This window comes from Nocardia yamanashiensis (assembly GCF_021183565.1).
Taxonomy (GTDB): Bacteria; Actinomycetota; Actinomycetes; order Mycobacteriales; family Mycobacteriaceae; genus Nocardia; species Nocardia yamanashiensis.
This window is the reverse complement of the sequence record NZ_CP089226.1, coordinates 2,880,385-2,905,132: the sequence shown is the minus strand read 5'-3', so window position 1 is coordinate 2,905,132 and position 24,748 is coordinate 2,880,385. Positions and strand designations below refer to the sequence as shown.

Below are 24,748 nucleotides of genomic sequence, written 5' to 3'. Positions count from 1 at the left end.
GCACCCAGCGTATTTCCACTCAGTTCGTGAACGGGGAACGACTCGGGCGATACAGTCGTCAGCGTGACTGAGAATTCGGCCCATGGCGGCCCGAATCCGGAATCCAATGGCAGACCACTGGCCGAGCGGGTGGCGACCAGGCTGTTCTATCCGACCTCCCGGCCGCGCGAGAAATCCTTGCGCGAGGCCGTTTCCGGGCGCGTCATCCTGATCACCGGGGCCTCGCACGGCATCGGCAAGGCCACGGCCAAGAAGCTCGGCGCGGCCGGCGCGACCGTGCTGCTGGTGGCCCGCACCCGTGACGATCTGGAACAGGTGGCCGCCGATATCCGCGCCGCCGACGGCATCGCCCACGTCTATCAGGCCGACATCAGCGATATGACCGCCGTCGAGGAACTCGGCCGCACCCTGCTCGCCGAACACGACCACATCGACGTCGTGATCAATAACGCGGGCAAGTCGATTCGCCGCCCCCTGCGCGAATCCTACGACCGCTTCCACGATTTCACCCGCACCATCGACGTCAACTACCTCGGCCCCGTCCGCCTGCTCCTGACCCTGCTACCCAGCATGTGCGACCGCCGCGAAGGCCACATCGTCAACGTGTCCACCTGGGGTCTGCGCATGCCCCCGGCTCCCCGCTGGGCCGCCTACGGCGCGTCCAAATCCGCCTTCGACGTCTGGCTTCGCACCGTGGCCACCGAGATAGCCGCCGACGGTATCACCACCACCTCGGTCTATCTGCCCCTCGTCCACACCCGCATGAGCGCCCCCAGCGACTTCTCCGGCGTCCCCGGCCTCACCGCCGACGAAGCCGCCGACCTGCTCTGCCACGCCGTCGTCTCCCGCCCCCTCGAAATCTCCCCCTGGTGGGCCGGGCCGATCCAAGCCTGGTCCGAACTCCGCCGCGGCGCGGCGCAACGCTTCATGGAGCGCAGCTTCCGCCGCTGACCTACGGCGCAACCACCCGCCGTGCCGCGAATGACCACACAACCGCCCGGACCACGCCCGCCACCCGGTATTACGATCGACCGATGCTCTACCCGGATGCGCGCCCATGAGCCTGGCAACCCTGCTCACCCTCGCCGACTCCCGCCTCCCCATCGGCGGCCACGTCCACTCCGGCGGCGTGGAAGAAGCGATAACCTCCGGCGTATTGCGTGACGTCGCCTCGGTCGAGCTCTACCTGCGCCGCCGCATCCGCACCTCCGGCCTCGTCGCCGCCTCCCTGGCCGCCGCCATCACCGCCGGCACCCTCGACCCCACCCGAGCCGACCTGGAAGCCGACGCCCGCACCCCCTCCCCATCGGCCCGCACCGCCTCCCGAGCCCAAGGCCGCGGCCTGCTCCGCCTCGCCAAACAGGTCTGGCCCCAATCCGACTGGCGCGACCTGGCCCCCCGCCCCCACCTCTCCACCGTCTTCGGCGTAGTAGGCGCCGTCTCCGGCTCCGCCCCCGAAGAAATCGCCGCCGTAGTCGTCTACACCACCATGACCGGCGCCGCGACCGCCGCCCAACGCCTCCTCGCCCTAGACCCCGCCGCCGTCGCCACCTGCACCATCCGCCTCTCCGACCTCTGCGACGCCACCGCCCGCGAAGCCACGAAATCCCTCGCCGCCCTCTCCGACCCACTCCAAGACGTCCTCGCCGAACGCCACCTCACCCGCGACATGCCTTTGTTCGCGTCCTGACCGCACCGATGTGCCGGCCGCCCGGCCAAGATCCGGTCTGGGTGGTGCCGGGCTCGCCTCCCCCGAGTTCGCGCCCGTGCGTCGAATCACCAGGGGGTCATCGATGTTCAGGGCGTGTCCGCCGGTGGTGGGCAACCTACCGGCGGCGCATCAGGCGTTCGCCGAGGTCGTCGGGGGAGACGCCCGCGTCGGTGAAACCGTGGCGCACGTACAGGGCGATGGCCGCCGTGTTCTCGGACTTGACCGAGAGTTCGACGGGGCGTGGTCCGGCCCAGTCGAGGACGGCGTGCACGGCAGCATCGCCTACGCCGCGCCCGCGGGCGAACGGGGCGACCCACAGCGACAGGAGTTCGGCCACGCCACCGTCGGTGAGGTTTCCGCTCACCATGCCGGCCGGCGAATCATCCAGGCGGAGCACGATATTGACGGGGACCTGGGCGAGGCGGGCGCGCCAGCGGGGTTCGGTGTCGCCGGGGCCGGACCAGTCGGCGAGGGTGGAGCTGAAGGCGGCGGCGGATTCGGTGAGGGCTTGGTGGCGGAGGGTGCGCCAGAGGGGCCAGTCGTCGGGGGTGAGGAGTTGGAGTTCGATCATGGGGGGCCTTTTGTGATTGACGGATGTGGTTGGGGCGTGGGAGGTTCGGGGTGGAGGGAGGGGGGGCTCATGTATACGAACGAAGCGGTTGTCGGGGAGTTCCTTGCGGAGTATCGGGCATTGGAGGCTCGGCTGGCCGATCCCGCGCTGAGGGCGGACCCGGGGGAGTTGCGGCGGGTGTGTGAGCGGCTGGGGGAGTTGGGGCCGGCCATGGGCGTTTACACCTGACTGCGGCGGGCGGAGGAAGATCTGGCGGCGGGTCTGGAATTGGCTGCGGAGGAGCGGTCGTTCGAGGTCGAAGTTCCGGCCTTGCGGGAGCGGGTCGGTGAACTGGCGGGAGAGCTGGCCGAACTGCTGCAGCCGCGCGATCCGTGTGCACGCGACAACACGCTGCTCGACATTCGGGCGGTGCGCAATGATCCGGTCTCCGAGGCGTTCGCCGGCGAACTGGCTCGCACGTACCGCGACTACGCGCGGGAGCGGGGTTGGCGAGTCGAGGTGGTCGCCACCGCACCGTCGGAAATGTGCAGCGCCGATCGCCCGGCGACCTTGCTGATCACCGGGCGGGGTGGGACCTGGCCGGCGTTCGCGTTCGAGACCGGTCTGCACCGTGTGCGGCGGTTTCCGCTCGACGAGGCATGCGGCCGGCCGGTGGAGGCGGTCGCGGAGGTCCTGGCTTACCCCGAACCCGCGCGCGTGAACCGAATATTGCTGCCCGAGTCCGAAATCCGGGTCGACACCTGGTGCCGCCGCTACAACTGCTGGGGCGGACCGAACAATTACGTCTACCTCACCCATGTGCCGACCGGCATCACCGCGTGTACCGAGACGTATAGCTCCGGACTATCGGGCAAGGTGCTGGCGATGCGGGTACTGGCGGCTCGCAGCAAAGCCGTCGCCGATGATCGTGCCACCGCGAGCGATTTCGTACGGTGGCCGACGATCAATCGGGCGGATGTCGTTCGAACCTATGACCTGATATCCGGGCACATGGTCGACCATCGGCGGGAGATCACGATTTCCGGTCCGCTCGAACCCGCCGCGCTGGCGGCGATCGTCGCCGAGCTCGCGCGGGAATGACCCGAATCAGGGCGCGATCATGAGCGGGCGGTGCGGGTGCAGTTCCACCAGCGCCACCAGATCACCGTAGGGGACCGCGCCGTGCGCGAGGCGATGGGCCATGCGGGCGAAGGCGGTGCGGGCGCCGTATTTGATGCGCAGGCCGTCGCGGATCTGGGCAGACAGGTAGGGGTTGTTGACGATGCGGGCGGTGCCGTAGTGCTGGCGGGAGCCGAGGGCGGGGCGGCCGCGCCAATCGCCGGCCTGGATCAGGACCCGGCCGTTGTAGGCGAGCTGCTGGGCTTCGGCGCCGTGCGAGGACAGCACGAAGGCGAGGCGGCCGTACTCGGCGGGGACCACCAGGTGCGGGGTGGTGGCCAGGGAGTTCTCGGCGATGGGGCGGGTCACCAGCACCGATTTGGCGTCCCACCACAGCGAGCCCTGATGCCAGTTGCTGGGGGTGGCGGGGGCTCCGGCGGGGGCGGTGGGCTGCGGGTGGAAGACGGCGGTGGGGGCGGGGTGTGAGGTTGTCATAAGCAATCGAGCTCCAAACGCTTTGTCGTGCATTGCCTTTCGAACGTGCGTCACGCAGCCGTGGGTGACGAGGGGAGCGGCCCGGCCCGGATCGAGCTATGGGTGAGCGGTGTGAATCGTCCCGTTTTCTACGTTAGCGATGTCCCCGAGGGGCTGCCATGATGCCTGGTCTGCGGTGTCGCACACACCCCGTGCGATGGGTCGGCGCTGGTCGGCGGGGTGGGTAACACGCGGTTTACGTGCGTCCGCCAGGATGGGTGCCATGCCACCTCATTTCATCGACGGAGAACCGCACGACCATCACCACGACCGCCCGAAGCGGGAGCGCACGGCCGGGGAGCCGGTGCGGATCGGGGTCGGCGGGCCGGTCGGCTCCGGGAAGACGGCGCTGGTGGCGGCTCTGTGCCGGCAATTGCGGGACGAGCTTTCGCTGGCGGTGCTGACCAATGACATCTACACCACCGAGGACGCGGACTTCCTGCGCCGCAATGCGGTGCTCCCGGACGAGCGCATCACCGCGGTGCAGACCGGCGGCTGCCCGCACACCGCGATCCGCGACGACATCACCGCGAACCTGGACGCCATCGACGATCTGATCGAGGCCAACCCGCCGCTGGATCTGATCCTGGTGGAGTCCGGCGGCGACAATCTGACCGCCACCTTCTCCTCGGGCCTGATCGACGCCCAGATCTTCGTGGTCGACGTGGCCGGCGGCGACAAGGTGCCGCGCAAGGGCGGCCCGGGCGTCACCTGGTCGGACCTGCTGGTCATCAACAAGACCGATCTGGCCCCGATGGTGGGCGCGGATCTGGGTGTGATGGACCGCGATTCGACGAAGGTCCGCGAGGGCCGCCCGTTCGTGTTCACCTCGCTGACCGAGGACCCGGCCGCCACGCCGGTGCTGGAGTGGGTGCGCGAGCAGCTGCGGCTGGCCGCCGAACAGGATGCGGGCGTTGCGCATTCGCACTGAGCATCCGGTGCGTCTTTGCATCGACTGCATCGAGGCATGCGGTGCGCACTGAGCTGCGGATCGCCGCGTCGGCCGGAGCCCTGCCGCATATCGAAGCGGTGGGCGGCCTGTCGGCGCGGCGCACCGGCGTGGACACCGTGCATTTCATCGGCACGGCCGCGACCCCGCTGGGCGGCGATGTGCTTGATATCTCCGTGACCGTCGGTCCGGGCGCGACCTTGCGGGTGCGTTCGGTGGCCGCGACCATCGCGCTGCCGGGCCGGGAGACCCGCAAGTCCCTGGCGCGCTGGCATTTCGAGGTGGCGGCGGGCGGCGTCCTGGATTTCGATCCGGAGCCCACGGTGGTCGCGGGCGGGGCCGAACACGAGACCCTGACCTCGGTCCGGCTGGCCGAGGGCGCGCGCTTGAGGTTGCGCGAGCGGGTCCAGATCGGCCGCACCGGTGAGGATCACGGCTACTGGTGCGGCGCTCTCGAAGCCGATCTCGGTGCTGTTCCGATGCTGCGGCATCGCCTGGATCTGGGTGCGGATGCCGCGACCGATGACGCGTTGTCGGCCCCGCGTGCGCTCGAGAGCGTGCTCACCTATCCGGACGATCGCCCGGCCGAAACCGCGGGCCTGGACGCCGCCCTGCTGCCCCTCGCGGCGGGTGGTTCGCTCTACACCCGCACCGCGCGCCTGTTGCGCGTCTGACGTTCACGGCGGCGACAGCCGAAAACCGCCACGCGGCGGGAACCGGACCTCACCCCCGGTTCCCGCCGCGCGTCTATCCGCTGCAATGAACGACGGTCGTCGGACCGAATTCAGTTGCCGACGACTCGCGGTGGCGCGTTGAACGCGTTCACCGCACCGACCACACCGCCGACCGCCGCACCGGCGACGGCCGCGGGCACCGCGATCATCGCCGCGCCCGCCGCGGCGCCGAGCGCCGGACCGGCGACCAGGCCCACGGGGAACAACGGCAGACCGACCACCAGGCCGACGGCCGCGCCGACGGTGGCGGAGGTGAGCGCGAACGGCACCGCCGAACTCGCTCCGGCCAGCGCACCCATGGCCGCGGTGCCGACGGTCTGTCCGGCGATGCGGTCGGAACGGCTGCGCTCCATGCCGATCGAGTCCAGGAAGGTGGCGAGATTCGCCTCCGCCTGGGCGGCATTGTCGTTGATCTGGATCGCCTGCTCGGAGTCGATCCAATTCGGCGCGTCGACCTGCACGTCGCCGAAGCGGAACTTGCCCGGGGGCGGGGCGATGGGTGGCACGGGCGCCACCGGGACCGGCGGATGCAGTACTCCGACGGGCGCCAGGTAGCTCTTGTCCGGGATCGCACGCGACCACTGGATGGAGCTCTTGGTGTCGTTGGGGATCTGCAGGCCCTCGTACGGCATGACATTCGGCGCGTCGGCCGCCGGCCACTGCTGGGGTGCGTCGTCGTGAGCCGTGACCGCTTGCGGCGCAGCGGGTGCGGCGTTGGCGGCTCCGGTTCCGACGATCGCCATGACTAGCGGAACCGCTCCCGCCGCCACCACATTGCCGACCTTGTTGCGATGCGGGTTGAGGGCTCGGTGCTTACCTGCGGCCATGCACGACCTTTCTTCCGGGGAACATCGACGCCCGACATTCGGACCCGTCGGTCACCTGGATTGGTGCCTGCCCGGAAGACCCGAAAGGTTTGTTTTTGCCGAAAAGTAGCCAAAGGTATGGGCTTTCAGTGGCAAAGGGCCGGAACCCCTGGTAAGGGGTTCCGGCCCTGGGTAACTCGGCCTCGTCATCCCGGCACGTTTTCGGTCGGGATCCACACGGTGACCGTCGTGGATTCCGGCTGGACGCATGCCGGAACGACAGCTGTCAGGAAGCGACGGTCTCGTCTGCGGCCGGAGCGGCCTCCGTGACCGGAGCGCCCTCGGTAGCGGGAGCCATGAAGCCGTTGGCCGCGCCCACGGCGGCGCCGATGGTCGCGCCCACGGTGGCGGCCGGGATCGCGATCAGCGACGCGCCCGCGGTGGCCCCGATGGCCGGGCCGAAGACCCAGCCGGCGGGCGCGAACGGCGTGCCGACCATGGCGCCCACGAAGCCGCCCATGACCATCCCGGCGACCTCGACCGGTGCGGCCACGCCCACGCCCACGGCCGCGCCGACGGCGGCGGTGCCGACGGTCTGGGCCGCGATGCGGTCCGAGCGGCTGGGCTCGAAGCCCGCCGAGTCCAGGGTCTGGGCCAGTTCGGCTTCCGCGGCCGCGGCCACGGCATTGACCTGTGCGGCCTGTTCGGCCGTGAGCCAGGTCGGGATGTCGACCTGGGTGTCACCGAAGCGCAGCTTGCCCTCCGGCGCCGCGATGGGCGCCACCTCGGCGGCCCGCAGCGGGTCGGGCGAGCGCAGGTTCTGCGTATCGACCGGCGCCAGCGGCGCGTTGGGGATGTCCCGCACGCCGGTGGAGGAATTGCGGCCCACCCGCAGCACCGGCGCGGCGGCCGGATCGGCCATGATGCCGGGTTCGGCGGCCATGGCCTCGCGGGCCTTGCCCTCCACGCCGAGCGCGGTGGGGGTGGTGTTCTCGAGATAGTTCTGCGCACCGTCGGCGAGTGCCTGCGGCACCGGCACGGTGACCTGCCCGAACGGGGTGTCGAGGGTGACACCCGGCTGCGCGCCGGCCTGCGGAACCTGGTTCTCCACCATGGCGGGCTGGCTCTCGTCCGGCGAAACCGTTTCCGCCGCAGCGTTTCCGGTATTGCCGAAGGCCGCGACCAGCGGCAGCGCGCCCGCGATGGCGAGGGAACCTATACGCCGCTTGCGCGGCGAAATCTGATCAACCGGTTGGCGTTTGCCCATGGATGACCTTTCTCACGAATGTCGATGGATGTTCGACATTCGGATCCGGTCGGTGCGCCGGATTGGTCGGGACTCTCCGCCCGGTGAGGTCGGCGTGTCAGCTCGCGGATTTCTCCGCGGGCTGACCGGTCGGACTGTTCGCTACGGATTTGCCGTTGCCCGTGGCGGATTCGCCGCCGATCTGCTTGTGCAGCTCCCGCGCCTCGTCCGGATCGTCGAGCGCCTCCAGGGCCAGGCGTGCGAACACCCACTGCTCGGTGGCGGCCATCTGCCCGCGGTGGCGGCCCAGGAACGAGACGAACCATTCGAGCACGGTGACGAACCGGCTGCGGAAGCCGACCAGGTACCACAGGTGCAGGCCCAGCCACGCCAGCCAGGCGAAGAATCCGCTGAACTCGAGCTTGCCGACCTGGCACACCGCGTTGAAACGCGACACGGTGGCCATCGAACCCTTGTCGAAGTACTTGAAAGGCTTGCGCTCCTCGGGCTTCTGATCCCCGCGCACCTCGGCCTTGATGTTCTTGGCCGCGTAGGTGCCGCCCTGGATCGCGCCCTGCGCCTGCCCGGGCACGCCCGGCACCGACATCAGGTCGCCGACCACGAAGACGTTCGGATAGCCCTTGATGGTCAGGTCCGGTTCGACCACGACCCGCCCGGCCCGGTCGATCTCGGTGCCCTTGGACTTCTCGGCCAGGATCTTGCCCAGTTCGCTGGCCTGCACGCCGGCCGACCACACCTTGCAGGCGGATTCGATGCGCCGCTCGGAGCCGTCCTTCTCCTTGATGGTCACCCCGCGCGCGTCCACATTGGTGACCATGGCGTTGAGCTGGATCTCCACGCCCATCTTCTCCAGCCGCTTGGCCGCCTTGCCGCCGAGCTTGGGGCCCATCGGCGCGAGCACCGCGCCCGCGCCCTCGACCAGGATGACGCGCGCGTCGCGGGTGTCGATATTGCGGAAGGTGCCGTCCAGGGTGCGGTCGGCGAGTTCGGCGATCTGCCCGGCCAATTCGACGCCGGTGGGGCCCGCGCCCACGACCACGAAGGTCATGAAGCGGTCGCGCGTCTCCTGGTCGGTGGCCAGTTCGGCCTCTTCGAAGGAGCCCAGGATGCGCGCGCGTAGTTCGAGCGCGTCGTCGATGGTCTTCATGCCGGGCGCGTAGGTGGCGAAGTGGTCGTTGCCGAAGTAGGACTGCTGCGCGCCGGTGGCGACGATGAGCGAGTCGAAGGGGGTGACGGTGTCGGAGTTGAGCAGTCGCGAGGTGACGGTGCCGCCCTCGAGATCGATATCGTCGACCTCGCCCATGATGACCCGCACGTTCTCCTGCTTGCGCAGCACGATGCGGGTGGCGGGGGCGATCTCGCCGACGGACAGGATGCCGGTCGCGACCTGGTAAAGCAGCGGCTGGAACAGGTGCGTGGAGGTCTTGGAGATGAGGGTGATGTCCACGTCGGCCTTGCGCAGGTGCTTACAGGCGAAGAGGCCACCGAACCCGGACCCGATCACCACCACCCGATGGCGCTGTGCGACGGAATTATCGGCGTTCATCTAGTCCCTGCTCCTAGCCAGACGGTGAAACTACGACACTTCACGCTCAACGGTAGTACGGCGTGAGGCACGAGGACCAATCAGGACCAATCGGGAAACGGACGATCACGACACTCACCCCGAAAATACAATACGAGCGGTAGCTCAGGGGGATTGTCGTGACCGCCGCGTCCGGTCGTGTCTGGAACGAGACCTGTTCAGCGTCCCGCGAGCAGGAGTTTCGCGAGCTGCGTGGTGGTTTCGGAACCTTCGATGTAGCCGCCCTCGTTGCCCTGCTCGGTCATGACGGCCAGGGTGTAGCGCTCGTTCGGGCCCGCGAAGCCGACCGAATTGACCACCCAGCCGCCGACCTCGTTGGACCAGCCGTTCTTCAGGCCGGGGTTCATCGACGCGCCCGCGCCCCACACGCCCCAGTGCTGGTTGGTGTCCACCCGGCGCATGCGATCGACCAGGTAGGCGCGGTCGTCGGGGTGCATGCGGGTGAGCACGTTGTCCATCAGCCGATCCAGGTCGGCCGGGCTGCACTGCTGGAAACCCCAGTCGGGGAACAGCTTCGTCTGCTCGATGGTGGTGGTGGGCGGCAGCGGGACCAGTCCGGACATGCCGTTGGCGCGGAAGGCGTTGTTGAACGACATGCGATCCACGCCCGCGTACTTGTTCCACAGCACGTCGGCGGCGTGGTCGTTGGAGGTTGCCAGCATGGACTCGAGCAGCGCCCGGTCCCCGCCGTCGAGATTGATGGCCCCGATCCGGGCGCGATTCAGCAGATCCTCCGCGATCGCCAGTTTGATGGTGGACGCGGTCCAGAACATGGTGTCCGCGTTGCCATTCCGGTAAATGCCGCCGCTGACCCGATCGCGCAGTACATATCCGGTGACGCCGGGCCGCGAGCTCAGATAGGCGTCGGCGGCGCTGATGCGATTGGACATATCGCAATCGAAGCCCGGCAGGCAGCCCTGAGTGGCCACCGGAAGGGCTTCCGCGTTCGGGGCGAATACCGGGGCAGCCGGAATCAATACCGCTGCGGCGAGGACACAGGTCGAGGTGGCCACGCGCCGGGCCATCGGAGAACGCACGAAGAGACACAATAGCCATCACAAAGGGCGCTTTGCACGTCTTGAGCTCAGTCGCCCCGTGTGTTATCGAATCGACGCTCGCGCACGGGCTTTCGGTGAACTAGCGGAACGCCGCGCGTAGTTCTTCGATGCTGCGGCCGTTGAGCCGATAGCAGTGCTCGAATGCCTCGGTGTGATGATCGCGCGGCCATGCCGCCAGTACGACGCCGCGCCCGTAGTGACGCGAGTTGACGAGCTCCCAGCGATCACCGACTCGGCGGACCGTGAATCCGGTTCTGGGAACCAGGGGAATCACCGACGCAGACATCGACGCGAACCAGCCTTTCACTACCACTTTCCGGCCTCCACCCGAAAGGCACTGTCGCATACCACAGTCGAATTTCAGAGTGACGCGCCCTAGCAAATGCGAGGCGTGTGGCGGGTGTCACCCGGCGAGCCGCGATGCCGGGTGTTTGCATGTCGTTCGCCGACTGTATAAACACAGCTCGTGCACATTCATCGGGCCGAGCGTGCGGACACGCTCGCCGACGCGCTGGCCGAGCTGCTCGCCGATCCGCTCGGCGACCCCTTCACCCCCGAAGTGGTCGCGGTGCCGGCCAAGGGGATCGAGCGCTGGCTGAATCAGCGGCTGGCCACGGTTCTCGGTAGCGGGTCGTTCGCCGACGGGATTTCGGCGAATATCGACTTCGCGGACCCGGCGGGATTGGTCGGCGCGGTCCTGGCCGAGGCCACCGGCATCGACCCGGACCAGGACCCATGGGCGCCCGACCGGTTGGTATGGGCACTGCTCCCGGTCCTCGACGAAGTGCTGAACGAACCCTGGGCGGGCGTGCTCGCCCGTCACCTCGGACACGGTGACGCGAACGGTTACCGGGTGGGCCGGCGCTACGCCACCGCAGCGCGGATCGCGGGCCTGTTCGATACCTACGCGGCGCAACGCCCCGCCATGATCCTGGACTGGGCGGCCGGTATCGACAGCGATGGTGCGGGTGCGGGCGGTCTGTTGCCCGCAGACCTGCGCTGGCAGCCTGAATTGTGGCGGCGGCTGCGGGCGGCGGTGGGCGTGCCGGGTCCGGCCGAGCGGCTGGCGGCGGCGTGTGCGCGGTTGCGGGCGGAGCCGTCGAGTGTGTCACTGCCGGAGCGGATTTCGCTGTTCGGCGTGACGCGGTTGACTACGGACCAGTTGGAAGTGTTGTCGGCATTGTCGGTGGGACGGCAGGTGCATCTGTGGCTGGTGCATCCCTCGCCCGCGCTGTGGACCAAGCTGGCCGATGCCGAGATCACGCCGAATTCCGGTGTGCGGGTGCGGCATCCGCTGCTGGCGGCGCTGGGGCGGGACGTGCGCGAGTTGCAGGAGCGGCTCGCCGGATACGACCACATCGACACCTATCACCCGCGGCCGGAGACCGTCGCGCCGCGCACGCTGCTGAGCGAATTGCAGGCCGCCATCCGGCAGGACCGCTGGTCGCTCATGCCCGAACCCGCGCTCGCCGACGGCAGCGTGACCGTGCACTCCTGTCACGGCGCGGCCCGGCAGGTGGAGGTGCTGCGCGATAGCCTGCTCGGCATTTTCGCCGCCGACCACACGCTGCAACCGCGCGACGTGATCGTCATGTGCCCGGATGTGGAAAGCTACGCGCCGCTGGTGCGCGCCGCCTTCGGGCAGTGGTCCCTCGAGGGCGCGGAACCCGGGCATCCGGCGCACGGGCTGCGGGTGCGGCTGGCCGATCGCGCGCAACGCGCGGTGAACCCGGTGCTCGGGGTGATCGGCACGCTGCTGGAACTGGCCGACGGCCGGGTCACCGTCACCGAGGTGCTGGATCTGGCCGCGGCGGAACCGGTCCGGCTGCGCTGCGGCTTCGACGACGACGATATCGAGCGATTGCGCGACTGGGCCGCCGAGACCGGGGCGCGCTGGGGGATCGGGCAGCGGCAGCGGCAGGCGTTCGGGCTCGGGGACTTCGCGCAGAACACCCTGAACGCGGCCGTGGACCGGATCCTGCTGGGCGTCGCGGCCGGGGAGTCCACCGAGGACTGGCTGGATCTGGTGCTGCCGCTGGACGATGTGGATTCCAATGACATCGATCTGGCCGGCCGGTTCGCGGAGTTCGTGGACCGGCTCGCGGTATGCCTGCGGGATCTGCGCGGCCCGACCCTGGAGGAACCGGCGGGCACCGCGCGCCCGGCGGAGGACTGGGCCGCCGTACTGGGGCGGGCCCTCGATCTGCTGACCGATGTGTCGTACACGCAGACCTGGATGGGCGTGCAGGCCCGGCGAGAATTGGCCGCCGCCCTGGAATTCGCGGGGCGAACCCCCTTGCGGCTCAGCGATATCAGCGCCCTGCTGCGCGCCCGGCTCTCCGGCCGGGCCTCGCGCGCCAACTTCCGCACCGGCGAGCTGACCGTGTGCACCATGGTGCCGATGCGGTCGGTGCCGCATCGTGTGGTGGTGCTGCTCGGACTCGACGACGAGGTGTTCCCGCGCTCGGGCGGCGTCGACGGCGACGATGTGCTGGCCCGCCATCGCTGCCCCGGCGACCGGGATCCGCGCAGCGAGGACCGGCAGCTGCTGCTGGACGCCATCATGGCGGCGGGGGAGCGACTCGTGTTGCTGCACACCGGATCCGACCCGGTCACCGGCGCGCACCGCCCGCCCGCCATCCCCCTGGCCGAGGTGCTCGACACCGTGCGCGCCCACGTCGGCGCGCCCGCCATGGATCAGGTCGTCACGCGACATCCCTTGCAGCCCTTCGATCGCCGCAACTTCCGCGCCGACGCCCCCTTCAGCTTCGACACCGTCGCCCTGGCGGGCGCTCGCGCCGCGGGCCGCCCGCCGGTCAACCGCCCCGCCTTCCTGGCCGCGCCCCTGGTGGTCCCCGAACCCGGCGATGTGGAACTGGCCGACCTGGTGGCCTTCGCCGAACATCCGGTGCGCGCATTCCTGTGGCAGCGCTTGGGGATTCGCGTCCCGGAGGAAGAAGAGGAGATCGGCGACCGCCTGCCCATCGAACTCGACGGCCTCACCAAATGGAGCATGGGCGAACGCATGCTGTCCGCCCGCCTCACCGGCGTCGACCCGAACATCCTGCGCGCGGCCGAATGGCGGCGCGGCACGCTGCCGCCGTTCGCGCTCGGCGGCGCGGTGCTCGATGAAGTCGAATCCACCGTCGACCGCCTGGTCCGGGTCGCGCAGCCGCTGCACGAAATCCCGGCCCGCACCATCGATATCGCGGTCGATCTCGGCGACGGCCGCCGCCTCACCGGCACCGTCCCCGACGTCCACGACGACGCCCTGCTCCGCACCACCTATTCGCGCCTGGCGCCCAAGCACCGCATGGCCGCCTGGGTGCGGCTGCTCGCCCTCGCCGCCGCGGGCTCGCACCAGAGCTGGCGCGCCATCACCATCGGCCGAGGCAAGATGTCGCGCCCCGCCTGGCAATCCACCCTCACCGCCCCCAACGCCGCCACCGCCCGCACCCTGCTGCGCGATCTGGTGGACCTGCGCGACCTCGGCCTCACCGAACCCCTGCCCATCGCCCCCGCGGCCTCCTCGGTCTACGCCGAACGCCGCCTCGCCGGCGCCACCTACGAAGAAGCCCTGCAAGCCGCGGAACAGGAATTCGACGGCGGCAAGGACGGTCCCGGCCGTTTCGGCGAACACACCGACCGCTACCTGCGCTACATCCACGGTCCCGCCCCGCGCTTCCATCACCTCACCGGCGACCCCGAAACCACGCTGCTGCACTCCGACGCCGAGACCACCCGCTTCGGCGAACTGGCGCGCCGCCTCTGGAATCCCTTGCTCACCAACGAGAATCAAGGCCAACCGTGAACCCACACTCCGAAAGCCGCGGATGACCGACGACCTCTTCTCCCGCACCGACCTGGACATCGACCGCCCGGCCGCCGCCCGCGCGCGCCGGCGGGGTGACAGCGCCGGGGGCGAAGGCCGCCACCGTCGTCCGGAACCGGAGTACGCCGACCTGTTCGCCGCCGATCCCGCCCCGGCCGACGAGCCGGCGGGCATTCCGGTCGAATCGGAGCAGATCGCCGCCGCTTCGGATGCCGCCGTCGCCGGAGACGATGATGGACGGGGTGATGCGTCCGCTGCGGCTGAACCGTTGCCGGACGGTGGCGAGGGCTCGGAGGGGGAGACGGATTTGTTCGGTGGCGCGCTCGGCGGTGTGGCGGAGGTAGTGCGGGACGTGGATCCGGCCGCGGAGGCCGAAGGGCGGTTCGTGCTGACCGGTGCGTTGCCGGTGGGTACGACCGTGCTGGAGGCCAGTGCCGGGACGGGGAAGACGTACGCCATCGTGGGGTTGGCGGTGCGGTTCGTCGCCGAGCTGGGGGTGGATATCTCCGAGCTGCTGCTGGTGACGTTCAGTCGCGCTGCCACGCAGGAGCTTCGGGAACGGACGCGGGATCGGTTCGTCGGTGTCGCCGCGGCGCTGGCCGAGCCGGAGCGGGCCCGGGCCGAAGGCGATGAGCTGGTGCGGCACCTGGCGCAGGCCACGCCGTCGGAGGTGGCGGCGCGGCGGGAGCGATTGCTGGCGGCGCTGTCGGATTTCGATTCCGGGACCATCGCGACCACGCACAGCTTCTGTCAGCGGATGCTGGACGAGCTGGGGCTGGCGGGCGAGCACGACCCCGGGGTGCGGCTGGTGGAGAGCATCGAGGACGTGGTTTCCACGGTCGCGGATGACCTCTACCTGAGCCGGTACGCGCGCGGGCAAGCGCCGTTCGGCCCCGCCGACGCGCAGCGGCTGGCCCGTGCGGCCGTGGGCGACGGGCACGCGATCCTGGTGCCGGAAGGGGAACTCGAGGACGATCCGGCGGGGGAGCGGGTGGCGTTCGCGGCGGCGGCGCGCGCGGAAACGGCTCGGCGCAAACGGCTTTCGGGATTACGCGACTACGACGATCTGCTGGTGCTGCTGCACGATGTGCTGGCCGATCCCGAACACGGGCCGCGGGCGTGCGGGCGGATCCGGGAGCGTTTCCGGGTGGCGCTGGTCGACGAATTCCAGGACACCGATCCGCTGCAGTGGGATATCTTGCGGCGGGCCTTCCACGGGCATTCGACCCTGGTACTGGTGGGGGATCCGAAGCAGGCAATCTACGCCTTCCGGGGCGCGGAAGTGCTGAGCTACCTGGATGCGGTGGCGCACGCGGACAATCGCCTCGAACTGACCACCAACCGGCGCAGTGACGCCGGGCTGCTGGCGGCGCTGCACCACCTGCAAGGCGGAGCGGCGCTGGGGCACAAGGAAATCACCGTGCACAAGGTGGCCGCCACCCGGCCGTTCTCGCGGCTGGCGGGCGCGCCGGAGCAGGTTGTGCCATTGCGGCTGCGGTGTTTTCCGCGCACCGGCGCGGGTGCGTTGAACCGATCCGGGTATCCGACGGTCGGGCGGCAGCGCGAACGCATCGCGGTGGATGTGGCGGCCGATATCGTGCGGCTGCTCGAATCCGGAATGCGCATCGACGCCGGCACCGCCGCTGAAAGGCCGATCGGGCCGGGCGATATCGCGGTGCTGGTGCGCAATCACAATCACTCGGATCTGGTGCGCAAGGAACTCGAACGGGCCGGGGTGCCCTCGGTGCTGGCCGGTGGCGCGAGCGTGTTCGGTACGCCCGCCGCCGTCGAATGGCTGTGGGTGTTGCACGCGTTGGAGCAGCCGCACCGCGGCGACCGGGTGCGTCTCGCGGCGGGCACCGCATTGCTCGGCTTGTCCGCCACCGAAATCGATGCCGGCGGAGCCGATCTGGTCGGCCGGCTCAGCGCCCAGCTGCGCGAATCGGCACGCCTGTTCACCCGTATCGGTTTCGCGGCCGTCTTCGAAAAGCTCAGTGCCGAAACCCGATTGGCTCCTCGCCTGCTCGCGCTCGACGGCGGTGAACGGCAGCTCACCGACCTGCGGCATCTCGCGCAATTGCTCGATGAAGCCGCCATGCACGAGGGCCTCGGCCTGACCGCGCTGACCCGCTGGCTCGCCGACCGCGTCCGCGATCCGGCATCGGGCAGCGTCGCCGGGCGCAGCCGCCGCCTGGACCGGGACGCCGCCTCCGTGCAGATCGCCACCGTGCACGCGAGCAAAGGCCTCGAATTCCCGATCGTCTACCTGCCTTTCGCCTGGGACGCCGCCAAGATGCGCAACCCGCCCACCCTGCTCTTCCACGACGAGCAGGGCCGCCGGGTACTCGATGTCGGCGGCCCCGACGCCGCCGGATACAACAATCGCCGCCTGTACGCCGAAGCCGAGGAAGCCGCCGAGGAACTGCGCCTGCTGTATGTGGCGCTGACCCGTGCGGGCGCGCAGGTGGTCGCCTGGTGGGCTCCGGCGTTCGATACCCAGACCTCGCCGCTGCATCGCATGCTGCTGGGGCGTGAACCCGGCAGCCCCGCCGTGGCCGACAAAGCCCCGGTGCCCGCCGATTCGGTGGTGCTGTCCCGTTTCTCGGAATGGGCGGCGGGGGCGGAGCCGGGCGTGATCGCCGTCGAACCGGTGAGCCAGGCCGTCCCGGCCCGCCTGCGCCGCGATCACACCGCCACCGCCACCGAAAACCTCGCGGTCGCCACTTTCGACCGCACCCTGGATCAGGACTGGCGGCGCACCTCCTACTCGGCGCTCACCGCCGGCGCCCACGATGCCATGCCCGCCGGTGACGTCCCGGACGGGCGCGGTATCGCCGACGAACCCGCGACGCCCACGGTGCTCGCCGAGGCCGTCGACGAATTCGCCGGCGCCGCACCGTCGTTGATGAACACGCTGCCCTACGGCGCGGAGTTCGGCACGCTCGTGCACGAGGTGCTCGAATACGTGGATACGGACGCCGCCGACCTGGCCGCCGAAATCCGCGCCCGCACCGAGCACGCCGTCACCGAGCAGATGTTCGATGCCGATCCCGACGTGCTGTCCGCCGCGCTGCTGGCCGTCATGCACACGCCCATCGATTTCGGCGCCGGACCGGACCGCAATATCGGCACGCTCGCGGGCATTCCGACCCGGGATCGTTTGAGCGAACTCGACTTCGAGCTGCCGCTCACCGGCGGCGACGATGCCGTGACCACGCGGGTCACCGTGCCCGACATCGGTGATCTGCTGCGCCGTCATCTGCCCGCCGACGACATCTTCGCCCCGTACGCCGACCAACTGGCGCACCTGGACGCCACCCCGCTGCGGGGCTACCTCACCGGCAGTATCGACGCCGTCCTGCGTGTCCGATCCGCGTCCGGGGAACCGTCTTTCGTCGTGGTCGACTACAAGACGAACCGGCTCGGTACCGGTGATCTCACCGTCGCCCACTACACCCGCGAACGCATGGCCGCGGAGATGATGCGCTCGCACTACCCGCTGCAGGCGATCCTGTATTCGGTTGCCCTGCACCGCTTCCTGCGCTGGCGGCTGCCCACCTACGACCCGGCCGTCCATCTGGGCGGCATTCGGTATCTCTTCGTCCGCGGCATGGTCGGTCCCCGCACCCCGGACGGCGCGGGCGTTTTCGACTGGATGCCGCCGCCGCAGATGGTGGTCGAACTCTCTCTGCTGCTCGCCGGTGAGGTGACCGCATGACCTCGATTCAGTTGGCGCAGCGCGGAACCGGGCCATTGCAGGTGTTCAATGCCGCCGGAGTGCTGTCCGCCGCCGACCTGCACGTTGCCCTGCGATTGGGACGGCTCGGCCGGGAACAGTCGGAACTGGTGCTGTTCGCGACGGCGCTGGCGGTGCGCGCGGTGCGCTCCGGTTCGGTGTGCCTGGAAGTGCGGCGCATGCACGAGATCGGTGTGGATGCCGAAGGTACCGAGGAATCGACCATCGATCCCTCGACCTTGCCGTGGCCGGATGTGGACGCGGTGATCGCGGCGCTGCGGGTGAGTCCTCTGGTCTGCGGGAGCCCGGCGGGTCCGCTGCGGCCGTTGCGGCTGGTCGAACCCGCCGCCGGGTCGGAGGCGAGCCCGCTGCTGTACCTGGATCGATACTTCCGGCAGGAGGAGACGATCCGGGCCGCCTTGATCGAGCGCGCGGCCTCGCGACCGATGGTGGACGCGGGACTGATTCGCCGCGAACTGGATCGGCTGTTCCCGCCGCAGCCCGGTTCCGGGGAGTTCGACCGGCAGCGGCTGGCTGCCGCCTTGGCCACCACGCGCTGGACCACCGTGATCGCGGGCGGACCGGGTACCGGCAAGACGCACACCATCGCCCGCGTGCTGGCGTTGCTCGTCGCCCATCAGCAGGCCCTGCCGAACGCACCCGCCCTGCGCATCGCCTTGGCCGCGCCGACCGGCAAAGCCGCTGCGCGCCTTCAGGAATCGGTCCGTGAACAGGCCGGTGACATCGGCTTGCCCGAGTTGACCGCCGCGACGCTGCACCGGTTGCTGGGCTGGCAGCGGGGCGGGGCGGGGCGTTTCAAGCACAACGAGTTCAACCGGCTGCCCTACGACGTCATCGTGGTGGACGAGACCTCCATGGTGTCGCTGACCATGATGAGCCGATTGCTCCCGGCCGTACGCCCGGACGCGCGCCTGGTGCTGGTCGGTGACCCGGATCAGCTGGCCTCCGTCGATGCGGGCGCGGTGCTCGCCGACCTCGTCGCGGGACCCGTTCCCGGACAGGACAATCCGGTGCTCGACGAGATCCTCGCGGGTGGCGGACCGGAGGTCACGGGGCCGGACCCGGGAATCCAGCACGCCACCACCGGGTCGGGTGACGCGCGCACGGTCTCGGGTTCCGCCGGTGGCCCGGTGGCCGACGCCTTGTCACCGCGTGAGCGGGAACGGTTGCGCGGCGGCATCGTCCGGCTCACGCGTGGGCGGCGCTTCGGCGGACGCATCGCCGATCTCGCCGTCGCGGTCCGCGCCGGTGACGCCGACACGGCGCTGGAACTGCTGGCGGCGGGCGGGGACGAACTGGCCCTGCACCATCCCGACGACATCACCGAGGTGCGCGCCAATGTCCTGCGCGCCTCGCAGGCCGCCACCGAGGCCGCGCTCGCGGGCGACGCCATCGCCGCCCTGACCGCGCTCGAATCGCACCGCCTGCTGTGCGCGCACCGGCAGGGCGTGTATGGCGTGGATCGCTGGGACCGGCTGGCCGCCGGGTGGGTCACCGCCGCCGGCATCAGCTCCGATCCCGGTGCGGGGCACTGGTATCCCGGGCAGCCGCTGCTGGTCACCGCCAACGATCACGAGGCGCGCATCTACAACGGCGACACCGGCGTCATCGTCCGCGGCCCCGACGGCAGTCTGCGCGCGGCACTGCAACGCGGCACCGAGCCGTACCTGGTGCATCCGACGCAGTTCCCCGGCGTTACGACCGTGTATGCCATGACCATTCACCGCAGTCAGGGCAGCCAGTACGACAATGTGTCGGTCGTACTGCCCGGGCCCGAATCGACGCTGCTGACGCGGGAGCTGCTGTACACGGCCATCACTCGGGCCCGCAAGCACGTGCGGGTGCTGGGGACCGAGGAGGCGATCCGGGCCGGGATCGCCCGGCGTGTCCTGCGTGCCAGCGGCCTGCGCGCGCAATAGGCGCGCCGTGCCCGGGTGCGGCGGCGTAGGCTCGGGCGGGGAAAGGCGTTGGTGTGCGGGGCATTCGGGTGCGCCGGCGCGGAACGCTGGAGGGCGCGCATGTCCGAGCTGGAACCTGAGGTCGAGCAGGCCGAGGATTTCGTGGTGTCGGCGGACGGGACGCGGATCGCGTACCTGAGCATCGGGTCGGGTCCGGCCGTGATCGTGCTGCCGGGCACCTTGACGCGGGCGTTCGTGTACGGCCGGTTCGCGCAGGCGCTGGGGGAGCGGTTCACCGTGCACACCATGGAAAGACGCGGGCGCGGGGCCAGTGGGCCGCAAGGGCCGGGCTACAGCGTCGCCGACGATTGTGCGGATCTGCGCGCGCTACAGGACAAAACGGGCGCTAGCTTGGTGGTGGGTCACAGCTATGGCGGACTGGTCGCCCTCGAAGCCGCGCGCGGGAATCCGGGGATCACCAAGCTCGCGCTCTATGAACCCGGTATTTCGGTCGAAGGTGACCTGCCTGCGGACTGGATGCCCGCCTACGAGAAATACCTCTCGCAGAACAAGCCTTTCGACGCGTTCATCGAATTCGTGCGTGCGCTCGGTCCGGAACAGATCCGCAAGATTCCGCGCTTCATGTTCCGCCGCATGATGCCCATGTTCATGAAAGCCCCCGAGAAGGACATGGTCATCGGACTGCTCGCGGAGAACCTGCGCGAGCATCGCGAGATCGTCCGCTTGGACGACACCTACCCGAACTACGCCGAGATCATTGCTGCTGTACTGCTGCTCGACGGCGATAAGGACCGGCATCCTCGCACCGATCCCGATCATTCTCTGCTTGCGCAAACCATTCCGCGCTGTGAACGCCACACGTTCCCGGGCCTGGACCACTTCGGCATCGACAAGGTCGCACCCGAGCGGGTGGCCGCCACCATCGCCGATTTCTTCTCCCGTTCGTAGTCCGCTCCAGCCCACCGGCACTGTCTGAGTCGATACTCTGAGTGCATGACCAGCTCGCCCGAGCACGTCGATGTGCTCATCGTCGGCGCCGGACTGTCCGGGATCGACGCCGCCTACCACCTGCAGCGCGCGTTCCCGTGGCGGACCTACGTCATTCTGGAGATGCGCGACGCCAGCGGCGGCACCTGGGATCTGTTCCGCTACCCCGGGATTCGCTCCGATTCCGATATGTTCACCCTCGGCTACCGGTTCCGGCCGTGGCTGGGCGACAAGGCCATCGCCGACGGTGATTCGATCCTGCAATACGTGCGCGACACCGCCGCCGACAACGGCATCGACATGGCTATCCGCTACCGGCACAAGGTGATCCGCGCCGAATGGTCCTCGGCGGACAATCGCTGGACGGTGATCGCCGAACACGACGGCGAAGAGGTCGCCATCACCGCGAACTTCCTGTTCTCCTGCTCCGGCTACTACCGCTACGACCAGGGCTACACCCCGGATTTCGCGGGCACGGAACGCTTCCGCGGCCCGATCGTGCACCCCCAGCACTGGCCGTCGGACCTCGATGTCGCCGGCAAGCGCGTCGTCATCGTCGGTTCCGGCGCCACCGCGGTCACCCTCGGCCCCGCGCTGGCCGCACAGGGCGCCCACATCACCATGCTGCAGCGTTCCCCGTCCTACATCATCTCCATGCCCGCCCGCGACGCCTTCGCCGACCGGGCCCGCCGCTTCCTGCCCGCCAAGCTCGCCTACACCCTGGCCCGCGCCAAGAATGTCGGCCTGAGCACCCTGATGTATCAAGTCTCGCAACGCTATCCGAAGCGCATGCGCTCCTGGATCCACCGCCTGCAAACCCGCTGGCTCCCACCCGGCTACGACATCGACACCCACTTCAACCCGCGCTACAACCCCTGGGACCAGCGCCTGTGCCTGGTCCCCAACGGCGACCTGTTCCGCGCCATCCGCCACGGCGAACTCGAAATGGTCACCGACCACATCGACACCTTCACCGAAACCGGCCTGCACCTGACCTCCGGCCGCGACCTGCAAGCCGACATCGTCATCACCGCAACGGGCCTGAACCTCATCCCCTTCGGCGGCATAGACCTGATCGTCGACGGCCGCAAAGTAGCCCTCCCGGAAGCCATGGCCTACAAAGGCGATGATGCTCTCCGACGTCCCCAACTACGCCTTCATCATCGGCTACACCAACGCCTCCTGGACCCTCAAAGCCGACCTGGTCTGCGAATACGTAACCCGCCTCCTCCGCCACATGGACACCCACGGCTACATCAAAGCCACCCCCATCCGCGACCCTTCGGTCCCCACCGCCCCCTTCCTCGACTTCGAACCCGGCTACGTCCTCCGCGCCCTCGCCACCCTCCCCAAACAAGGCGACCGCGCCCCCTGGAAACTCCACATGAACTACCTCCGCGACCTCCCCGCCCTCCGCTACGGCCGCCTAACCGACCCCGCCATGCGCTTCGAACGCACCTGAACCCGGCCCGACACACCATCGTGGCCCAGAGTTTCGTCGGTCCGGCGGGCTCGGACCAGCGTAATGAGATCGCGGGATTCGGGTAGTGGGGTACGCGGGACGGGGGAGGCCGGGTGGGATTCGATGGGGTGGCAATCATCAAGTGCGGTGGTGAGATTCGCCAGCGCAGTCCGGGGGAGGAACGTAATGGCTGGGTTCAGTGTGGCGGGGATTCATCCGCGTAAGGATGAGGGGGCCGTCAGTTTGTATGTGGCTGGGCGGGATGGGCAGGTGTGGTCGAATTTCTGGCCTACACCGTCGGCGCCGAATTGGAACGGGTGGTTCGGTATTGGCGGGAATCCGGTTGGATTCCCGGAAGGCAGTGCGATCAGTGTGGTTCATCCGCGGTCGGACGAGGGGGCTGTGAGTTTGTACGGTGTCGCGAACGACGGGAGGGTGTGGTCGGCGTTCTGGCCTGCAGTCAACGGTTCTGGTCGCTGGTCGGATTGGTTTGCCTTGGGCGAGAACATCTTTACGCCGGGGTCTCCGGTCGCGGCGGTTCATCCGCGGTCGGATGAAGGGGCGGTGAGTCTGTATGTGGTCGGGCTGGATGGCAAGGTGTGGTCGAATTTCTGGCCGGCGGCTGGGGGGAACTGGAATGGGTGGTTCCCGCTGGGGAATCCGGTTCGGTTCCCGCAGTCGGCGACGGTGAGGGTGGTTCATCCGCGCTCGGACGAGGGTGCGGTGAGTTTGTACGGCGTCGCCGAAGACGGGAAAGTGTGGTCCGCTTTCTGGCCCGCGCAGGGCGGCGGAGGCCAACCCCAATGGTCGGATTGGTTCACACTGGGCGACAATACTTTTACGCCGGGGTCCCCGGTCGCGGCGATTCACCCCCGGTCGGACGAAGGGGCGGTGAGTCTGTATGTGGTCGGGCTGGATGGCAAGGTGTGGTCGAATTTCTGGCCGGCGGCTGGGGGGAACTGGAATGGGTGGTTCCCGCTGGGGAATCCGGTTGGATTCCCGCAGTCGGCGACGGTGAGCGTGGTTCATCCGCGCTCGGACGAGGGCGCGGTGAGTTTGTACGGCGTCGCCGAAGACGGGAAAGTGTGGTCGGCATTCTGGCCCGAACGGCCCGGCCAACCGCAGTGGTCGAACTGGTTCCCGCTCGGGGACAACGTATTCACACCGGGTACGCCGGTCACCGCGATCCATCCGCGCTCGGACGAAGGTTCGGTCAGCCTGTACGTCGCCGGCCTCGACGGCAAGGTGTGGTCGAACTTCTGGCCGGCCGCGGGGTCACCGAATTGGAACGGCTGGTTCCCGGTGGGCGACGACGACGCGTCGTTCGTGCTGCTGCCGCACACCAAGACCTGGGGTAGAGCGCCACACCCGATCAACGTGACCTTCGATGACGGCACCGCGCTGGGCGGCTCGATCAGCGTGGTCATGAACGATCACGGCGACTGGACATTCACCGGCCACCTGCACGACAGCGGATTCGACAGCTACGACTACACCCTGGCCGTCGCGATCATGACGCCATCCGGCATCGCCTACACCCTGTCGCAGCAGGGACACACCCAGGGCACGAGTGCGAACCCGTTCGGCCCCAACCGCGACAGCGACTGGACCACCTCGGGCAACAACCCGTCGATCCGCGACAACTGGCCCGAAGTCTCACGTGCCCAGCTGAAGTGGCACATCGTGGCCCAGGACCTACTCGCCAAACAGGTATCGGACCTCCTGCAGAAGGCCATCGAAGACCTGGTGGCCGAGGCAGCAGCGGCAGGCGTCAAAGCCGTTGTATCCCTGATCTGACGCGGACAGGACGGGTCGTCGGAGTCAGTGTCCGAGGACCGTCGAGGCGATTGCGGGGCCCGGACGCGTCAGCCGGGCTCCGCTCACCGGCCCCGGCTTCGACCAGGTGCGGCGGCGGATCGGCAGGCACGGTTCGCCGCGGGTCAGTACGCGGTCGGAAGCCAGAAGTCGTCGGGCAAGGTGATCAGGACCCGCTCACCGGCGCGCGTGATCGCCAGGCCGGGCCGGTCACCGAGTGGGGTGATGAACGTGTCGGCGGGAATCTTGTCGGTCAGCAGCACGAAATGCAGGGCCGAAGGCGGTTCGTCCTGCGGCATGCCGTCCGCGTCCAGGCGCAGATTCACCTGCCACGCTGCCTGGCAGAGCACGTCGAGGAACAAACCCAGATGCTCGGCCGACAGCAGGAATTCGGCATTCTCGATCAGGACCGCGATGCTGTGTTCACCATGCCGGATCCCATGGAGATCCGTGAGACAGTCGGCCAACGCATCCCAGTTATGGCCGAAGTAACCGGGGAAATCGAACACCCTGGCAAATGTCCGAAACAGCGTGGCAGGCTCCATCAAATCCCGTGCGTCCAAGCGAATCTCGACCCCGCCCCGCGCACGCAGCACGGCGAGTTCACTGACGAACCAGGAGTCGGTGACACCGGTCACGACAACCCAGGGCTCCCCATGTTCA

19 protein-coding genes and 1 pseudogene are annotated in these 24,748 nt (G+C 69.0%); 12 read left to right on the top strand and 8 right to left on the bottom strand.

What is annotated here, in order from left to right; all coding sequences use genetic code 11:
* The first annotated feature begins 63 nt into the window (after nt 1-63).
* Both LTV02_RS14060 and LTV02_RS14055 read left to right on the top strand, forming a co-directional pair.
* Nucleotides 64-951 carry an SDR family NAD(P)-dependent oxidoreductase gene (locus LTV02_RS14060; RefSeq protein WP_233040431.1) on the top strand — a complete coding sequence of 296 codons (888 nt, stop codon included), beginning with the start codon at nt 64-66 and terminating at the stop codon, nt 949-951.
* A 106-nt stretch (nt 952-1,057) separates the two neighbouring features.
* The gene (locus LTV02_RS14055) at nt 1,058-1,690 is read left to right on the top strand and encodes an urease accessory protein UreF (protein WP_233040430.1); all 633 of its coding nucleotides are present in this window, start codon (nt 1,058-1,060) and stop codon (nt 1,688-1,690) included.
* A gap of 136 nt (nt 1,691-1,826) precedes the next feature.
* On the opposite strand, the gene LTV02_RS14050 is transcribed toward LTV02_RS14055, so the two are convergent.
* The gene (locus LTV02_RS14050; RefSeq protein WP_233040429.1) at nt 1,827-2,282 is read right to left on the bottom strand and encodes a GNAT family N-acetyltransferase; all 456 of its coding nucleotides are present in this window, start codon (nt 2,280-2,282) and stop codon (nt 1,827-1,829) included.
* Between the two features lie 69 nt (nt 2,283-2,351).
* Between LTV02_RS14050 and LTV02_RS14045 the strand changes: the two genes are divergently transcribed.
* Together LTV02_RS14045 and LTV02_RS14040 are read left to right on the top strand one after the other, a co-directional pair.
* The gene (locus LTV02_RS14045) at nt 2,352-2,510 is read left to right on the top strand and encodes a hypothetical protein (protein WP_233040428.1); all 159 of its coding nucleotides are present in this window, start codon (nt 2,352-2,354) and stop codon (nt 2,508-2,510) included.
* Nucleotides 2,511-2,549: 39 nt separating this feature from the next.
* Nucleotides 2,550-3,362 (top strand): PCRF domain-containing protein, encoded by an 813-nt coding sequence (locus LTV02_RS14040; protein ID WP_233040427.1) that lies wholly within the window; start codon nt 2,550-2,552, stop codon nt 3,360-3,362.
* A gap of 6 nt (nt 3,363-3,368) precedes the next feature.
* Here the strand turns inward: LTV02_RS14040 and LTV02_RS14035 are convergent, their stop codons facing one another.
* A complete protein-coding gene (locus tag LTV02_RS14035) occupies nt 3,369-3,875 on the bottom strand; it encodes a hypothetical protein (protein WP_233040426.1) in 507 nt (168 codons plus the stop codon).
* A gap of 262 nt (nt 3,876-4,137) precedes the next feature.
* Here LTV02_RS14035 and ureG point away from each other — a divergent pair, with 262 nt between their 5' ends.
* Together ureG and LTV02_RS14025 are read left to right on the top strand one after the other, a co-directional pair.
* On the top strand, nt 4,138-4,845 hold the full coding sequence (gene ureG / locus LTV02_RS14030; RefSeq protein ID WP_067709684.1) for an urease accessory protein UreG: 708 nt from the start codon (nt 4,138-4,140) through the stop codon (nt 4,843-4,845).
* 41 nt (nt 4,846-4,886) lie between these two features.
* Nucleotides 4,887-5,537: an urease accessory protein UreD gene (locus LTV02_RS14025; protein WP_233040425.1), complete on the top strand. Its 651-nt coding sequence runs from the start codon at nt 4,887-4,889 to the stop codon at nt 5,535-5,537.
* A gap of 110 nt (nt 5,538-5,647) precedes the next feature.
* Here LTV02_RS14025 and LTV02_RS14020 read toward each other — a convergent pair whose 3' ends face one another.
* The 5 genes from LTV02_RS14020 to LTV02_RS14000 form a co-directional block, all read right to left on the bottom strand.
* Nucleotides 5,648-6,424: a hypothetical protein gene (locus LTV02_RS14020; protein ID WP_233040424.1), complete on the bottom strand. Its 777-nt coding sequence runs from the start codon at nt 6,422-6,424 to the stop codon at nt 5,648-5,650.
* Between the two features lie 265 nt (nt 6,425-6,689).
* On the bottom strand, nt 6,690-7,670 hold the full coding sequence (locus LTV02_RS14015; protein WP_233040423.1) for a hypothetical protein: 981 nt from the start codon (nt 7,668-7,670) through the stop codon (nt 6,690-6,692).
* A gap of 97 nt (nt 7,671-7,767) precedes the next feature.
* A complete protein-coding gene (locus LTV02_RS14010; protein WP_067709676.1) occupies nt 7,768-9,216 on the bottom strand; it encodes an NAD(P)/FAD-dependent oxidoreductase in 1,449 nt (482 codons plus the stop codon).
* 197 nt (nt 9,217-9,413) lie between these two features.
* On the bottom strand, nt 9,414-10,292 hold the full coding sequence (locus tag LTV02_RS14005) for a serine hydrolase (RefSeq protein WP_408639362.1): 879 nt from the start codon (nt 10,290-10,292) through the stop codon (nt 9,414-9,416).
* A gap of 100 nt (nt 10,293-10,392) precedes the next feature.
* Nucleotides 10,393-10,599, bottom strand: coding sequence for a hypothetical protein (locus LTV02_RS14000; protein WP_067710118.1), 207 nt, complete (start codon nt 10,597-10,599; stop codon nt 10,393-10,395).
* A 180-nt stretch (nt 10,600-10,779) separates the two neighbouring features.
* On the opposite strand from LTV02_RS14000, the gene recC reads away from it, so the two are divergent.
* From recC to LTV02_RS13970, 6 genes and pseudogenes are all read left to right on the top strand, one after another.
* Complete coding sequence (gene recC / locus LTV02_RS13995) at nt 10,780-14,124, top strand: exodeoxyribonuclease V subunit gamma (RefSeq protein ID WP_233040422.1); 3,345 nt, start codon at nt 10,780-10,782, stop codon at nt 14,122-14,124.
* A 22-nt stretch (nt 14,125-14,146) separates the two neighbouring features.
* Entirely contained in the window at nt 14,147-17,863 is a 3,717-nt protein-coding gene (locus LTV02_RS13990; protein ID WP_233040421.1) for a UvrD-helicase domain-containing protein, read from the top strand.
* A complete protein-coding gene (recD, locus tag LTV02_RS13985; protein WP_233040420.1) occupies nt 17,860-19,821 on the top strand; it encodes an exodeoxyribonuclease V subunit alpha in 1,962 nt (653 codons plus the stop codon). Before LTV02_RS13990 ends, recD begins: the two co-directional genes overlap by 4 nt.
* Nucleotides 19,822-19,920: 99 nt before the next feature.
* On the top strand, nt 19,921-20,769 hold the full coding sequence (locus LTV02_RS13980; protein WP_233040419.1) for an alpha/beta fold hydrolase: 849 nt from the start codon (nt 19,921-19,923) through the stop codon (nt 20,767-20,769).
* A gap of 45 nt (nt 20,770-20,814) precedes the next feature.
* Nucleotides 20,815-22,270: pseudogene (locus tag LTV02_RS13975) on the top strand (flavin-containing monooxygenase).
* 402 nt (nt 22,271-22,672) lie between these two features.
* Entirely contained in the window at nt 22,673-24,067 is a 1,395-nt protein-coding gene (locus tag LTV02_RS13970) for a hypothetical protein (RefSeq protein ID WP_233040418.1), read from the top strand.
* 143 nt (nt 24,068-24,210) lie between these two features.
* Here LTV02_RS13970 and LTV02_RS13965 read toward each other — a convergent pair whose 3' ends face one another.
* Nucleotides 24,211-24,723 carry a barstar family protein gene (locus LTV02_RS13965; protein ID WP_408639361.1) on the bottom strand — a complete coding sequence of 171 codons (513 nt, stop codon included), beginning with the start codon at nt 24,721-24,723 and terminating at the stop codon, nt 24,211-24,213.
* Between the last annotated feature and the right edge of the window lie 25 nt (nt 24,724-24,748).

Excerpts from the sequence above, each read along its gene's own strand:
- LTV02_RS14055 (WP_233040430.1), top strand. The coding sequence starts at position 1,058 with ATGAGCCTGGCAACCCTGCTCACCCTCGCCGACTCCCGCCTCCCCATC.
- LTV02_RS14050 (WP_233040429.1), bottom strand. The coding sequence starts at position 2,282 with ATGATCGAACTCCAACTCCTCACCCCCGACGACTGGCCCCTCTGGCGC.
- LTV02_RS14045 (WP_233040428.1), top strand. The coding sequence starts at position 2,352 with ATGTATACGAACGAAGCGGTTGTCGGGGAGTTCCTTGCGGAGTATCGG.
- LTV02_RS14035 (WP_233040426.1), bottom strand. The coding sequence starts at position 3,875 with ATGACAACCTCACACCCCGCCCCCACCGCCGTCTTCCACCCGCAGCCC.
- ureG (WP_067709684.1), top strand. The coding sequence starts at position 4,138 with ATGCCACCTCATTTCATCGACGGAGAACCGCACGACCATCACCACGAC.
- LTV02_RS14020 (WP_233040424.1), bottom strand. The coding sequence starts at position 6,424 with ATGGCCGCAGGTAAGCACCGAGCCCTCAACCCGCATCGCAACAAGGTC.
- LTV02_RS14015 (WP_233040423.1), bottom strand. The coding sequence starts at position 7,670 with ATGGGCAAACGCCAACCGGTTGATCAGATTTCGCCGCGCAAGCGGCGT.
- LTV02_RS14010 (WP_067709676.1), bottom strand. The coding sequence starts at position 9,216 with ATGAACGCCGATAATTCCGTCGCACAGCGCCATCGGGTGGTGGTGATC.
- LTV02_RS14000 (WP_067710118.1), bottom strand. The coding sequence starts at position 10,599 with ATGTCTGCGTCGGTGATTCCCCTGGTTCCCAGAACCGGATTCACGGTC.
- LTV02_RS13990 (WP_233040421.1), top strand. The coding sequence starts at position 14,147 with ATGACCGACGACCTCTTCTCCCGCACCGACCTGGACATCGACCGCCCG.
- recD (WP_233040420.1), top strand. The coding sequence starts at position 17,860 with ATGACCTCGATTCAGTTGGCGCAGCGCGGAACCGGGCCATTGCAGGTG.
- LTV02_RS13980 (WP_233040419.1), top strand. The coding sequence starts at position 19,921 with ATGTCCGAGCTGGAACCTGAGGTCGAGCAGGCCGAGGATTTCGTGGTG.